The following is a 14,725-nucleotide window of genomic DNA, read 5'->3' as shown; positions in this document are numbered from 1 at the left end:
TTAATCCCCTTGTTTTGCCAATTCAGCTATTGCGACTTGTGAACGCGGGCCGTGTGATAAATGTTTACAAATACCGGCCCCTGCGGCGATCAATTGAGTCAGGTCGATGCCCGTTTTAATACCCATGCCACTGAGCATGTAAACCACATCTTCGGTGGCAACATTGCCACTGGCGCCTTTAGCGTATGGGCATCCACCCAGGCCGGCAACGGCCGTATCGATAGTGGCAACGCCCAGTGGCAGGCAGGCCACTATATTAGCCAAAGCCTGCCCGTAGGTGTTATGGAAATGCAACGCCAGCTTATCGACAGGGACTTCTTCCGCGACAGCCGCAAGCATCTCTTGTGCTTTTAACGGTGTTCCGACGCCAATGGTATCGCCTAGTGAAACCTCGTAGCAGCCCATGTCATAAAGTGCCTTAGCAACTTTGACTACACTCTCTAAAGGAACTTCTCCCTGGTAAGGACAACCTAAAACACAGGAAACATAGCCTCTTACCGGAATGTTTTTTTCTTTAGCTGCGGCAATAACGGGCTTAAAACGCTCCAGTGACTCATCAATACTGCAGTTTATGTTTTTTTGTGTAAAAGCTTCGGATGCGGCACCGAATACGGCAACTTCGTCCATATTGGCTTCAACGGCTGCTTCAAAGCCTTTTAAGTTTGGTGTAAGTCCCGCGTAGGTAATGCCGGCCCGACGCGTGACTTGTTCCATAACAGCGCGGCTATCAGCCATTTGCGGTACCCATTTAGGGCTGACAAAGCTGGCACTTTCAATGTAGGAAACGCCAGCATCAGCCAGCGCTTCAATCAAAGTAACTTTTGCGTCGACAGAAACGGACGTTTCATTTTGCAAGCCGTCACGCGGTCCGACTTCGACAATCTTTATCTTTTCCGCAATAGCCATAATTACTCCGCTTCATTTACTGCAATAAGCTCATCGCCGTCACTGACCAGGTCGCCGGCAGCGAAAAAGATGTCTGTGACTTCACCTTCATGTCCGGCTCGAATGGTGTACTCCATTTTCATCGCTTCCATAATGACTAACGGCTGATCCTTTTCAACAGTATCACCTTTTTCGACCAGTACTTCCATGATGGTACCGTTCATTGGCGCAACGTGGCCACCATGAGCCGTATCGTCTGACAGCGTATCAGCCACACGGTGGCGATGAAAAGTCATTGGGCCGTTATCAGTGAACACCGTGATCTGTTGGTCATCAGCGCTGACATAGCGGGTATAGCGCATACTACCAGCGGTCAACGTGAGTTTGTCGTCGGTTAAAGACGCCTGCCAGCGGATGCCTTCATCGTCAACTTTCTGCAAGAATTCACCCGTGGCGGTTTCAATCAGTGAAATAGCATAGGTTTCGTCGCCAAACTGGAGTGGAACTCTGTGTGTAGCGGCGGAGTTCATTCTGAACGCATTACCACTTTGCCAGGGTGAACTGCCGCGTTGCTGTTGACGTTGAGTAATGTCGAACAGGGCAGCTTCCGTCGCAATTTGTTGATAATTAACGGAACTATCTGGCAAGAGGTCTTGTTGATACTGTTGAATGAATTCCGTCGTCAAGTTGGTCTTCACGAACTCCGGGTGCGATGCCAGACGATGCAAAAAGTCGACATTAGTGGTGAGCCCGGTCAGACGGTACTCACGCAACGCTTTTTGTAAACGAAGCAGAGCACGGGTGCGATCGGTGTCCCAAACAATAAGCTTGGCTATCATTGGGTCATAGAAAGCCGAAATCTCGTCACCTTGTTCAATGCCCGTATCAATCCGCACGCCATTTTCTTCGGCTGGTGTGCGTAAGTGCTTGATGGTACCTGTGCAGGGCAAAAAGTCATTGTCCGGGTCTTCAGCATAGATTCTGGCTTCAAACGCATGACCATTAACCTGAATGTCATTTTGTGCCAGAGGTAATGGCTGACCAGAAGCGACCAATAACTGCCACTCAACCAAGTCTTGACCGGTAATCATTTCAGTGACCGGATGCTCAACCTGTAGACGGGTGTTCATTTCCATGAAATAGAACTCGCCACTTTGATCGAACAGAAACTCGACGGTACCGGCACCGACGTAATCTATGGCCTGAGCGGCACGAATAGCCGCTTCGCCCATTTCAGTCCGGGTTTTTTCGGTTAATGCCGGAGCGGGCGCTTCTTCAAGTACTTTCTGGTGACGACGCTGAACAGAGCAATCGCGCTCTGCCAGATAAACGGCGTTGCCGTGTTCGTCAGTAAAAACTTGAATTTCTACGTGGCGAGGGTTGCGAATAAAACGCTCCATCAGCATTTTATCGTTGCCGAAGGAGGATTTAGCTTCGCGTTTAGCAGAATGCAGAGCTTCATTGAACTCGCCCATGTTTTCAACTACACGCATGCCCTTACCACCGCCACCGTATGCTGCTTTCAGCAGTAATGGGAAGCCCACCTTTTCGGCTTCGGCTTTTAGTGTTTCAATATCTTGCTCACTGCCGTGGTAACCTGGAACTAATGGTACACCAGCGTCCTGCATAATCGACTTGGCTGCGCTCTTAGAGCCCATAGCTGCAATTGAGGATACCGGAGGACCCACAAAAATAATGTCATTTGCCTGACACTGGTCAGCGAAGTCTTCGTTTTCAGAAAGAAAACCATACCCGGGGTGAATGGCTTCGGCGCCGGTCTGCTTTGCCGCCGCAATAATTTTGTCGCCACGCAGGTAGCTTTCTGTGCTGGCTGCAGGACCAATGTGTACCGCTTGGTCAGCCAGTTTAACGTGGCGTGAGTTGCGATCGGCATCAGAAAACACCGCTACGGTGCTAATGCCCATTTTTTTGGCTGTGGCAATAATACGACAGGCAATTTCACCACGGTTCGCAATCAATAATGTTTTGATCATAATGAGACCTGTTGTTAACTCTGTTTAAGCCAGGCGGCGGGGCGTTTTTCAAGAAACGCACTGAGTCCTTCCTGACCTTCGTCCGACACGCGAATTTCGGCAATGGCTTCAATGGTATGTTCACGAACACTTTTATCGATAGGACGTGAACCAACATTGCGGATAAGTTGCTTACAGGCGTTTACGGCCTGTGGACTATTGGCTAATAGCGCTTCTAATAGCTTATTTAAAGGCTCCTCAAATTCCTCTACAACCTCATTAACCAGTCCCAGTTCCTGCGCTTTGTCGGCAAAGAATCGTTCTGCGGTAAGCATGTAGCGACGCGATTGACGTTCGCCAATAGTGCGAACCACATAAGGACTGATGACCGCAGGAATAAGCCCAATTTTGACTTCGCTTAAACAAAAGCTGCTGCGTGGCTGTGCCAGTACGATGTCACAGCAGGCGGCAAGGCCGACAGCCCCACCAAAAGCGGCGCCTTGTACTAACGCAATACTCGGCTTGCTGAGCAAGTCCAGACGCTCCATTAGCAAGCCAAGCTCGCCGGCGTCATTGACGTTTTGCTCGTAGTTTTTATCGGCCATGGAGCGCATCCAGTTCAGATCCGCTCCGGCTGAGAAGTTTTTACCTTCCGAACGCAGTACCAGGACTTTTGCGGCTGTGCTTTGTTCAACGTCTTTTAATGCCTGCAGTAGTTCTGCAATCATTACATCGTCAAACGCGTTGTGAACGTCAGGACGGTTTAAGGTCAGCGTAGCAACGCCTTGGCTGTTAATATCGAGTTCTGTGTATTTTGCCATGGTCAATAACCTCCGATTACATGCGGAAAACGCCGAAGCGGCTGTCTTCAATCGGTGCATTTAAGGAAGCGGCAAGGCTTAAAGCCAGAACTTCGCGCGTTTGTGCCGGGTCGATAATACCATCGTCCCATAGACGGGCTGACGCATAGTAAGGGTGGCCTTGTTTATCATACTGTTCAACAATTGGCTTTTTCAGCGCTTGTTCTTTTTCGTCGCTTAAGCTTTCGCCTTTGCGCGCTAAATTGTCTTTGGTTACTTGAGCCATAACGCCGGCGGCTTGCTCGCCACCCATAACTGAGATACGCGCATTCGGCCACATGAACATCATGGTAGGGTCATAAGCGCGGCCACACATGCCGTAATTACCGGCGCCGTAGCTACCACCAATTAATACGGTAAATTTAGGCACCTTGGCACAAGAAACGGCCATAACCATCTTCGCGCCGTGCTTAGCAATACCTTCCGCTTCGTATTTTTTACCGACCATAAAGCCGGTGATGTTTTGCAAGAAAACTAATGGAATTTTGCGCTGGGCACAAAGCTCAATAAAGTGGGCGCCTTTTTGCGCCGACTCAGAAAAGAGAATGCCGTTGTTTGCCACAATACCAACCGGATAACCGTCAATGCGGGCAAATCCGGTGACCAGCGTATTGCCGTAGTTAGCTTTAAACTCGTCAAAATCTGAGTCATCGACAATGCGGGCAATGACTTCGTGCACATCATACGGCTTACGCAGGTCGGTGCCGACAATGCCGTACAATTCTTTTGCGTCATAACGTGGCGGCTTAGCCGGCTGACGATCCAACTGAGTTGGCTCACCACGGTTAAGGCGTGCTACCGAGCGACGGGCTAGTGCCAGGGCGTGTTCGTCGTTGTGAGCAAAATGATCAGCAACACCTGAAATGCGGGTATGCACATCGGCGCCGCCCAGCTCTTCGGCTGAAACTTCTTCACCCGTTGCGGCTTTCACTAAGGGGGGGCCAGCAAGGAAAATAGTGCCTTGCTCTTTTACTATCACGCTCTCGTCGGCCATGGCCGGAACGTAAGCGCCACCTGCGGTACACAGGCCCATAACCACAGCAATTTGTGGAATTCCTTTGGCTGACATATTGGCCTGATTAAAAAAGATGCGACCAAAATGCTCTTTGTCGGGGAATACTTCGTCCTGGCGCGGCAGGTTAGCGCCGCCAGAGTCCACCAGGTAAATACAGGGTAAGTGACAACGCTCAGCAATTTCCTGAGCGCGTAGATGCTTTTTAACGGTTAGAGGGTAGTAGGTGCCACCCTTAACCGTCGCATCGTTGGCAATGATCATGCACTCAGTACCTTCAACCTGGCCAATTCCGGCAACCACACCAGCGGAGGGTACGTAATCTTCGTAGCATTCCCAGGCCGCAAACTGACCTACTTCTAAAAAGGGTGAGCCTGCGTCTAACAGCTTATTTATTCGGTCGCGAGGCAGCAATTTACCACGGGATAAATGGCGTTCCTGATATTTAGGACCGCCCCCCTGATGGATCTTTGCGGCTTTCTCCTGCAGGTCGTCAACCACAGCCTGCATAGACTCACTGTTTGCCGCAAATTGCGCATCGCGGGTATTGATTTTACTGGATAAAATCGCCACGGCGTTGCCTCCTTATTATTTTGATTCAGTGAAGAGTTCGCGGCCAATTAGCATTCGACGAATTTCCGACGTGCCCGCACCGATTTCATACAGTTTGGCATCACGCAGCAAACGGCCTGTCGGGTACTCATTAATGTAACCGTTACCGCCTAATAGCTGAATCGCGTCCAACGCAAGCTGAGTCGCTAGTTCCGCTGCATAAAGAATTGCTCCGGCGGCATCTTTACGCGTAGTTTCACCACGGTCACAGGACTGTGCCACGGCATAAACATAGGCGCGTGCGGCGTTGGTACGAGTGTACATATCAGCAACTTTACCCTGAATTAGCTGGAACTCGCCAATTTCTTTACCGAATTGTTTACGATCGTGAATGTAAGGAACGCAAGTATCAAGGCAAGCCTGCATAATGCCTAGCGGGCCCGCTGCTAGCACGGCACGCTCGTAATCAAGGCCGCTCATAAGGACTTTAACACCTTCGTTAAGTTCGCCCAGAATGTTTTCTGCAGGCACTTCTACGTCTTCAAAAACCAACTCACAGGTGTTTGAACCGCGCATGCCCAGTTTGTCGAGCTTTTGCGCCTGACTGAATCCTGGGGTGTCTTTTTCAACGATAAAGGCAGTGATGCCGCGCGAGTTTTTCTCCGGTTCGGTTTTCGCGTAAATAACGAATACGTTAGCTTCCGGGCCGTTCGTGATCCACATTTTATTGCCGTTAAGAAGGTAGTTATCACCTTTTTTCTCAGCGCGCAGTTTCATACTGACAACGTCAGAACCGGCGTTAGGTTCGCTCATTGCCAGTGCACCAACATGCTCACCGCTACATAATTTAGGCAGGTACTTCTGCTTTTGTTCTTCGTTACCGTTGCGATGAATTTGGTTAACGCACAGGTTGGAGTGCGCACCATAGCTTAAGCCAACGGACGCAGAAGCGCGGCTGATTTCTTCCATCGCGATAACATGTTCAAGGTAGCCCATGCCAGAACCACCGTACTCTTCAGCAACGGTTAAACCGAGCAGACCCATGTCACCAAGTTTGCGCCATAAATCACTTGGGAATTCATTTTTTTCATCAATTTCGGCAGCACGTGGTGCGATTTCATCACGCGCAAAGGCATTAACTTGCTCACGGATCATGTCGGCAGTTTCGCCGAGCCCAAAGTTAAAGGTGGTGTATTGACTGATCATAACGACTCCTGAGAATGAACTTCTGGAACTGACGAAGGGATGGTTTTAAGCTCGTCCTGACAACGTTGCTCAAGACCACTTAACTCGGTCAGTAACACATTAATGTCTTCCATTTGCTGTTTGAGCGAGAGCTTCTTCTCGCTAATGAGCTCAAGTACCTTTTGTAACTGCGCGGCGCTGCTATTGTCCGCATCGTACAACTCAAATAGCCGACCGGTTTCGGCCAGGGAAAAGCCCAGCCGCTTACCGCGTAAAATAAGCTTTAAGCGAACTCTGTCTTTATTGGTGTAGATACGTTGCTGGCCCTGGCGTCTCGGGGAGAGCAGGCCTTCGTCCTCGTAGAAACGAATGCTGCGGGTGGTAATGTCAAATTGTTTTGCCAGTTCACCAATACTATAAGTTACTTTATTGTCCATCGGTACTTGCTTTTTGGTTGCTCTGGGATCTAAGCTTAGAGGAAGTTTACGTTAACGTAAAGTGCATTTGGAGGAAAGATGTCAAGCGATTCCATCGTTATTGTGGCGGCAAACCGCACGCCAATGGGCGGTTTTCAGGGCTGTTTGAGTGAAGTCTCAGCACCTAACCTGGGAGCGACAGCTATCAAGGCTGCATTGAGTAACAGCGGTTTAAAAGCCGATGATATTTCAGAAGTTATCATGGGTAATGTGTTGCCAGCTGGCTTAGGTCAAGCGCCGGCTCGTCAGGCGATGCTGTACGCTGACTTACCGCGTTCAACTGGTGCAACGACTATTAATAAAGTGTGTGGTTCTGGTTTGAAAGCGGCAATGATGGCGCATGACTTGATCAAAGCCGGATCTGCCGATGTCGTGTTAGCTGGTGGTATGGAAAGCATGTCTAACGCACCATATTTACTGCCTAAAGGCCGGAACGGTTATCGGATGGGTCACGGGCAGGTGCTGGACCACATGATGCTGGACGGTCTTGAAGACGCCTATGAAAATAAAGCTATGGGAAGCTACGCTCAGAGTACTGCCGACGAATACGGTATTGACCGCGAAGCAATGGATGAATTTGCGATTCACTCTTTAACTAAGGCGCAGACGGCAATTAAAGATGGCCTGTTTAAAGATGAAATTGCGCCGGTCACCTACTCAAATCGCAAAGGAGAGGTGACGGTAGACACTGACGAGCAGCCAGGCAAAGCGCGTTTGGATAAAATTCCTCAATTGCGGGCAGCTTTTAAGAAAGACGGAACCATTACTGCCGCTAACTCTAGCTCGATTTCTGATGGTGGTGCCGCTCTTATCTTAATGCGTGAGAGCGACGCTAAAGCGAAAGGGTTAACTCCGTTGGCTCGCGTTATGGGTCATTCAACCCACTCCCAGGCGCCTGCGGAATTTACCATAGCGCCTATTGGGGCGATGAACTCTTTGCTGAGTAAGCTGGAATGGACGAAAGACGACGTTGATTTATGGGAAATCAACGAGGCTTTTGCCATGGTGACCATGCTGGCGATTCAGGAAATGAAACTGGATCCGGCTAAAGTGAATGTGCATGGTGGTGCGTGTGCCTTAGGACACCCAATAGGCGCTAGCGGTGCTCGTTTATTGGTGACTTTGCTGCATGCGTTGAAGCAGAAAGGCCAGAAGCGCGGTATCACCTCGTTGTGTATTGGCGGTGGTGAAGCTGTGGCCCTGGCTGTAGAAATGATCTAAGACTGCAGGCTAACGGGCGGGCTTCAATTTTTGAGCTCGTCCTGCTAGCCAAACGGCAAGTACGATTATTATCGCGCCGAGACTTAAACGGACATAGTCAAATGACTGTTCCCAGAATAAGACATTGACCAAAATTCCGGCGGGGATTAAGGCATTATTCATAGTCGCCAGTTGTCCGGTATTGACCCATTTACTGGCAAGGTTCCAGCCAAGGTAACCAAGCCCGGAGGCAACAATACCGAGCCATAGCAGAATCCCCCATTGCAGACTGGTGGAAGGCATCATGGTTATGTCGGCAAACAGCAGAACGCCGAGGCCGGCAATAAGGCTGGCGCCGAAGAAAAAGGCGGCAAACTGTTGGCTCTGTGCTAAAGCAGGTCCTGTTGGCAGGCGTTTATAAGCAACTTGACCTAAAGCAAAGCACAGGTTCGCTGCCTGAATTAAAAAGAAACCGGTGATAAAGTCATCGGAAAGCGGTTGATAGCGGATAATGGCGGCTCCGCCTACCGATACGGCTGCGGCCAGCCACCATAACAACGGTAAATGCTTGCGGTTCAATATGAGCTCATCAATGAGCGTGATATAGAGCGGTGTAAAAATAGTGAACAAAAGCACTTCGGCAACGCTCAAATACAAAAACGCATGGTAAAGAAACAGGTACATGGCACCAATTTGTATGGCGCCTATAGCAGCAAGTTTAGCCAATTGAGGTAATTGCCCGCTTTTGGGCGACAGATGTCGCCAACGAAATAACGGTAATACCGTTATCAGTGCTAAAATCATGCGAATAAAGACAACCAGATAGCCGTCAACCTGACCGGCAAGGTAAACGCCGATTAGCGAAAAGCTGGCGGCCCAAAGTAAAGTAATCAGAATTAAGAGGGTCACGTAAAAGGCTCACTTAACTAAATTTAGCTCATCAATAGATGACAAAATAACACAATAAGAAGGTGAATTATGTCTAAGAAAGTGCCTCTGTACATAGATGGTGAATTTGTCGCCTCGAAGTCGGAACAGTGGATTCCTGTGACCAACCCCGCAACTCAGGAAGTCATAGCTGAAGTTCCGGTCGCCACGCAAAGCGAAATGGAAGCCGCAGTGAATAGCGCACGCGAAGCCTTTAAAACCTGGAAAGAGGTGCCTGTTTCAGAGCGCGCTCGAGTCATGATGCGTTATCAGGCGTTGTTAAAAGAACACCAGGAAGAAATTGCGGAAACTTTGGCGCAAGAAACCGGGAAAACCTTTGAAGATGCAAAAGGTGATGTCTGGCGCGGCATTGAAGTGGTTGAACACGCCGCGAACATTCCTTCATTATTAATGGGCGAAACCGTTGAAAACGTCGCCCGTAAAATTGACTCGTACAGCTATACTCAGCCGTTAGGTGTATGTGCAGGTATTACGCCGTTTAACTTTCCGGCCATGATCCCACTATGGATGTTCCCGCTGGCCATTGCCTGTGGTAACACCTTTATTCTTAAACCTTCAGAACAAGACCCATTAACACCAACTCGCTTGGTGGAATTGTTTGAACAAGCAGGCGCGCCAAAAGGCGTGTTACAAGTATTGCATGGCAATAAAGAGCAGGTGGATTTCTTGCTGGATCATCCAGCGGTTCGGGCTTTATCGTTTGTAGGCTCAGTACCTGTGGCTGAATACATCTATCGTCGTGGTACTGAAAATGGTAAGCGCGTTCAGGCCTTTGCCGGCGCGAAAAACCACTGCGTTATTATGCCTGATGCGAATAAACAGCAAGTGATTAATAACATGGTTGGCTCTTCTGTTGGTGCTGCAGGTCAACGTTGTATGGCCATTTCTGTTGCCGTATTTGTTGGCGCGGCGAAAGAGTGGATACCTGAAATAGCGGAAGCCATTGCTAAGGTTCGTCCGGGTGCATGGAATGATGAAAATGCAGCCTATGGTCCAGTGATTAGCCCACAAGCTAAAGAACGTGTTGAAGCTCTTATCACTCAGGGTGAGAAAGAAGGCGCTAAACTTCTGGTTGATGGTCGAGGTTGTAAAGTGGATGGCCTGCCAGACGGGAACTGGGTTGGTCCTACAGTATTCTCTAAGGTAACACCGGATATGGAAGTGTATAAAACGGAAATTTTTGGTCCGGTATTGTGCACCACTGAAGTGGATAGCTTAGAAGACGCCCTGGAGTTAGTTAACAACAACCCTTACGGGAATGGTACTTCTATCTTTACGGCAAGCGGCGCGGCAGCGCGTAAATATCAACACGAAGTTGAAGTAGGTCAGGTTGGAATTAACATTCCAATTCCGGTGCCATTGCCATTCTTCTCCTTTACTGGCTGGAAGCGTTCATTCTTCGGCGATCTTCATGCGTATGGTAAGCAGGGCGTGCGTTTTTACAGCGAAACTAAGACAGTAACAGCGCGTTGGTTCGAAAGTGACCTAGAAGAAGTTTCTGGTCCAAACATGTCAATTAACCTGAGATAATAGGGGATAACGATGAATTTCGAATTGACAGAAGACCAACAGGCCTTTGTGGATACCGCTAAGGCTTTTGCTGACAAAGAGCTAGCGCCTAACGCAGCTAAATGGGATGAAGAACATTATTTTCCTATTGAGGTGTTTCGTAAGGCCGGTGAAATGGGCTTTATGGGCATGTATACCCCGGAAGAAGCTGGCGGCTTCGGAATGAGTCGCTTAGATTCAGCGCTTATTTTTGAGCAGCTGGCAGGGGGCTGTACTGCGACAACGGCTATGATGACCATTCACAACATGGTGACCTGGATGATTGGCTCCTTCGGTCAGCAGTCGGTTATTGACCAGTGGGTGCCAGAGTTGGTTACCGGTGAAAAGTTGGGCTCTTATTGCCTGACTGAGCCAGGTTCTGGTTCTGATGCAGCCAGCTTGCGCACCAGTGCGAAAAAAGAGGGTGACGAATACGTTCTGAACGGCTCTAAAATGTTTATCTCCGGTGCCGGGGAAACCGACGTGCTGGTGGTGATGGCTCGTACGGGTGAAGATGGACCTAAAGGTATTTCTGCTTTTGCTGTGCCAGCCGACGCTAAAGGTGTTATTTACGGTAAGGCCGAAGAGAAAATGGGCTGGAATGCTCAGCCGACTCGCTTAGTTACCTTTGAAGACGTTCGCATTCCAGCTGAAAATTTGCTGGGTAAAGAAGGCGAAGGTTTTAAGTTCGCCATGATGGGCTTAGACGGCGGACGTATCAACATTGCGGTTTGTTCTATAGGTACAGCGCAATCGGCTTTGAATACGGCTAAAGCTTATATGCAGGAACGTACGCAATTTGGTAAGCCTCTGGCAGCCTTTCAAGCGTTACAATTTAAGCTGGCTGATATGGCGACTGAATTGGTTGCCGCACGGCAAATGGTGAGGCTGGCAGCCAGTAAAGTTGATAACAACGACGCTGACAAAACCACCTACTGTGCAATGGCGAAGCAATTTGCAACCGATGTTGGTTTTAAGGTGTGTAACGATGCATTGCAGTTGCATGGTGGCTACGGCTACATTAAAGAGTATCCGTTAGAACGCCATGTGCGGGATGTTCGTGTTCACCAAATCCTGGAAGGCACGAACGAAGTCATGCGTATGATTATTGGTCGTCGACTATTAGCGGATAACGACCGCGAAATCTTGTAAGGAGATTCCATGCAAGACGTTGTACTTTTTGAAGAGCTGAACGCCGGTGACAAAGTCATCGGCGTTGCTACATTAAATTCTGAAAAATCATTAAATGCTTTGAGCCTGGCAATGGCTGAAAAGCTGTTACCACAACTGAAAAAATGGGCTGAGGACGATAAAGTCGCTTGTGTCTGGTTGCAGGGTGCGGGCGAAAAAGCCTTTTGCGCTGGTGGTGATATTGTTGCGATGTACAAAGCCATGCAAGCCGAGCCGGGCAAGCTGGTGAGCGAAGTTGAAAATTTCTTCACACAAGAATACCAACTGGACTATTTTATCCAGACGTTCCCGAAACCGCTGATTTGCTGGGGTGACGGTATTGTCATGGGCGGTGGCATGGGCTTAATGAACGGCGCTAGCCACCGTATTGTAACGGAGCGTTCGTTGTTGGCTATGCCGGAAGTGACTATTGGCTTGTATCCTGATGTTGGTGCAACCTACTTTCTGAACCGTATGCCAGAAGGGTGTGGTTTGTTCCTCGGAATTACGGGGGCAACGATGAATGCAAACGATGCGCTGTATCTGAATCTGGCCGATCATTTCGTTGGGCAAGAGAGCAAAGACACTATTTTGACTCAATTACGAGAGATGGATTGGGGTAACACTGAAGCACTGAATAAGCAAAAAGTGACAGATTTACTAAGCTCGGTTGCCAGTAGTGACACGACTGCTTTGCCAAATCCACAGGTTGAGCCACATCAATCGTTGATTACCAAGTTAACCACAGGTAATGATATTGGTGAAATTGTTGAACGTATTGTCAATGATGAAACTGATGACAAATGGCTGGCACGGGCTCGTAAGAACCTGGAGAATGGTTGTCCGTTCACTTCACACCTAGTTTGGAACCAGCTTCAGCAAGGCTCCGATCTGTCGTTGGCTGACTGCTTTAGACTGGAATTAACCCTCTCGTGTAACTGTGCCGTTCGCGGTGACTTTGCCGAAGGTATCCGGGCATTGCTGATCGATAAAGATAAAAAACCACAATGGCAGCATAGCTCAGTAGCAGAAGTGCCAGCGGAAGAGGTTGATGCCTTCTTTTTACCGCCTTGGGGCGACCGGACGCATCCATTAGCCGATCTAGATAAGTAAAACGAATTAACAAGAAGGAGTGCCACTATGGCAACCGTAGGATTTATTGGACTGGGTAATATGGGCGGCCCGATGGCCAGTAATCTGGCTAAAGCCGGCCATCAGGTTAAAGCTTTTGATTTATCAGAAGAGGCGCTGAAAGCGATAGTTGCAGACGGTGCACAGGCCGCGAAGACGGCCGATGAAGCCATCGACGGCGTCGAGTTTGTCGTGTCTATGTTGCCTGCTGATCGTCATGTTAAGGGAGTTTACCTAGGCGAGAGCGGCTTGATTAATAAGTTGACTAAAGACCAGTTGGTTATTGATTGCAGCACAATTTCTTCAGAAACCGCAATGTATGTTGGTGAACAGTTGGAAAAGGCTGGTATAGCCTTTATCGATGCTCCGGTTTCAGGTGGTGTTGGAGGAGCGAAAGCCGGCACCCTGACCTTTATTTGCGGTGGTACTGAAGCCAATGTTGACAGGGCTCGTACCGTACTTAATGACATGGGCAAAAATGTTTTCCGTGCAGGCGATGTCGGTGCCGGACAGATTGCTAAGATCTGCAACAACATGTTGTTATCCGTGTTAATGGTTGGTACATCTGAGGCTTTACAGTTGGGCAAGGCGAATGGACTTGATCCGAAAGTGTTGTCTGAGATTATGTTGGCAAGCTCCGGCAGTAACTGGACCTTGCAGGTTTATAACCCATGCCCGGGCGTAATGGATGGCGTGCCTTCAAGCAATGATTACCAGGGCGGCTTTTTGGTCGACTTAATGGCTAAAGATTTAGGTCTGGCACAACAAACGGCATTAGAAAGTGGTGCCGCCACGCCAATGGGTTCATTGACGCGTAACCTTTATCACAGCTGGTCTGAGCAAGGCCATGGTCGCCAGGACTTTTCCAGTATTTTCAACTATGTGGCTCCTAAGTCACAGAAGTAAACAAAGAATAGAGGAAGCACATGCAAATTAAAGACAGTGTTATTGTTATTACTGGTGGCGCCCAGGGGCTGGGTTTGTCGATGGCTGAAGATTTCGCCAAACAAGGTGCGAAATTAGCGCTTATCGATATTAATGGCGACGTATTGGGTGATGCTCAGGAGCAGTGCGAAAAACTCGGTGCCGCTAAAGTGGTTGGTTATGAAGTGGATATTACCGATGAAGAATCGGTAGAAACAGTATTCGAGCAGATTCAGCAAGAGTTCGACGGCATTGATGTGCTGGTGAATAACGCTGGGCTGTTACGTGACGGCTTGCTAATTAAGTTTAAAGACGGTGAACTGAAAAGCAAAATGCCGCTGCAGCAATTCCAATCGGTATTGGACGTAAATCTGACCGGTACTTTCCTGTGTGGTCGTGAAGCAGCTGCACAGATGGTTAAAGCGGACAAGAAAGGCGTTATTATTAATATTTCGAGTGTTGCCCGAGCTGGCAACATGGGCCAAACCAATTACTCGGCAACCAAAGCTGGTGTTGTTGCGATGACGGTAACCTGGGCTCGCGAACTGGGTCGTTATGGTATTCGTTGTGGCGCTATCGCACCGGGCTTTATTGAAACGCCAATGACAGCACAGATGAAACCGGAAGCGGTAGATCGCGCATTAGCTATGGTGCCACTGAAGCGCTGGGGCCAACCCAATGAAATTGCTCACAGTGCACGCTATATCATTGAAAACGACTTTTTCAGTGGGCGAGTCGTTGAGATTGACGGTGGCGTTCGCCTGTAAGTCACATTAGATAAAGTAATGATAAATAGCCGAAAGAAGGGCGTCTCTGTTATAGTAGTGGTTATCTACTGAACAGAGACGCTTTTTAGTTAAT

At 48.9% G+C, this 14,725-nt stretch carries 13 protein-coding genes; 6 read left to right on the top strand and 7 right to left on the bottom strand.

Going from position 1 to position 14,725, the window contains the following annotated elements; translation table 11 throughout:
- The 6 genes from RBK99_RS03340 to RBK99_RS03315 are packed head-to-tail and all read right to left on the bottom strand — an operon-like array spanning position 1 to position 6,904.
- Positions 1–906 (bottom strand): hydroxymethylglutaryl-CoA lyase, encoded by a 906-nt coding sequence (locus RBK99_RS03340; protein WP_317503221.1) that lies wholly within the window; start codon positions 904–906, stop codon positions 1–3.
- A gap of 2 nt (positions 907–908) precedes the next feature.
- Positions 909–2,879, bottom strand: coding sequence for an acetyl/propionyl/methylcrotonyl-CoA carboxylase subunit alpha (locus RBK99_RS03335; RefSeq protein WP_317503220.1), 1,971 nt, complete (start codon positions 2,877–2,879; stop codon positions 909–911).
- Between the two features lie 14 nt (positions 2,880–2,893).
- A complete protein-coding gene (locus RBK99_RS03330) occupies positions 2,894–3,679 on the bottom strand; it encodes an enoyl-CoA hydratase-related protein (protein WP_317503219.1) in 786 nt (261 codons plus the stop codon).
- A gap of 16 nt (positions 3,680–3,695) precedes the next feature.
- Complete coding sequence (locus RBK99_RS03325; protein ID WP_317503218.1) at positions 3,696–5,303, bottom strand: carboxyl transferase domain-containing protein; 1,608 nt, start codon at positions 5,301–5,303, stop codon at positions 3,696–3,698.
- A gap of 15 nt (positions 5,304–5,318) precedes the next feature.
- Positions 5,319–6,488, bottom strand: coding sequence for an isovaleryl-CoA dehydrogenase (locus tag RBK99_RS03320; RefSeq protein WP_317503217.1), 1,170 nt, complete (start codon positions 6,486–6,488; stop codon positions 5,319–5,321).
- Positions 6,485–6,904 (bottom strand): MerR family transcriptional regulator, encoded by a 420-nt coding sequence (locus RBK99_RS03315; protein ID WP_317503216.1) that lies wholly within the window; start codon positions 6,902–6,904, stop codon positions 6,485–6,487. The genes RBK99_RS03320 and RBK99_RS03315 overlap by 4 nt, the downstream gene beginning before the upstream one ends.
- Before the next feature lie 78 nt (positions 6,905–6,982).
- Here RBK99_RS03315 and RBK99_RS03310 point away from each other — a divergent pair, with 78 nt between their 5' ends.
- A complete protein-coding gene (locus RBK99_RS03310; protein WP_317503215.1) occupies positions 6,983–8,164 on the top strand; it encodes an acetyl-CoA C-acyltransferase in 1,182 nt (393 codons plus the stop codon).
- Between the two features lie 9 nt (positions 8,165–8,173).
- On the opposite strand, the gene RBK99_RS03305 is transcribed toward RBK99_RS03310, so the two are convergent.
- Entirely contained in the window at positions 8,174–9,052 is an 879-nt protein-coding gene (locus RBK99_RS03305) for an EamA family transporter (protein WP_317503214.1), read from the bottom strand.
- Between the two features lie 69 nt (positions 9,053–9,121).
- On the opposite strand from RBK99_RS03305, the gene RBK99_RS03300 reads away from it, so the two are divergent.
- The 5 genes from RBK99_RS03300 to RBK99_RS03280 are packed head-to-tail and all read left to right on the top strand — an operon-like array spanning position 9,122 to position 14,631.
- The gene (locus RBK99_RS03300) at positions 9,122–10,621 is read left to right on the top strand and encodes a CoA-acylating methylmalonate-semialdehyde dehydrogenase (RefSeq protein ID WP_317503213.1); all 1,500 of its coding nucleotides are present in this window, start codon (positions 9,122–9,124) and stop codon (positions 10,619–10,621) included.
- 12 nt (positions 10,622–10,633) lie between these two features.
- Entirely contained in the window at positions 10,634–11,791 is a 1,158-nt protein-coding gene (locus RBK99_RS03295; RefSeq protein WP_317503212.1) for an acyl-CoA dehydrogenase family protein, read from the top strand.
- A gap of 9 nt (positions 11,792–11,800) precedes the next feature.
- Positions 11,801–12,922: an enoyl-CoA hydratase/isomerase family protein gene (locus RBK99_RS03290; protein WP_317503211.1), complete on the top strand. Its 1,122-nt coding sequence runs from the start codon at positions 11,801–11,803 to the stop codon at positions 12,920–12,922.
- A 27-nt stretch (positions 12,923–12,949) separates the two neighbouring features.
- Entirely contained in the window at positions 12,950–13,846 is an 897-nt protein-coding gene (gene mmsB, locus RBK99_RS03285) for a 3-hydroxyisobutyrate dehydrogenase (RefSeq protein WP_317503210.1), read from the top strand.
- A gap of 20 nt (positions 13,847–13,866) precedes the next feature.
- A complete protein-coding gene (locus RBK99_RS03280) occupies positions 13,867–14,631 on the top strand; it encodes an SDR family oxidoreductase (protein ID WP_317503209.1) in 765 nt (254 codons plus the stop codon).
- Positions 14,632–14,725: the final 94 nt, after the last annotated feature.

Origin of the sequence: Idiomarina solivarensis, from assembly GCF_033052755.1 — a bacterium.
In the GTDB taxonomy this organism is placed as follows: Bacteria; Pseudomonadota; Gammaproteobacteria; order Enterobacterales; family Alteromonadaceae; genus Idiomarina.
The sequence above is the reverse complement of the archived record's forward strand: the minus strand, read 5'-3'. Positions and strand labels throughout refer to the sequence as shown.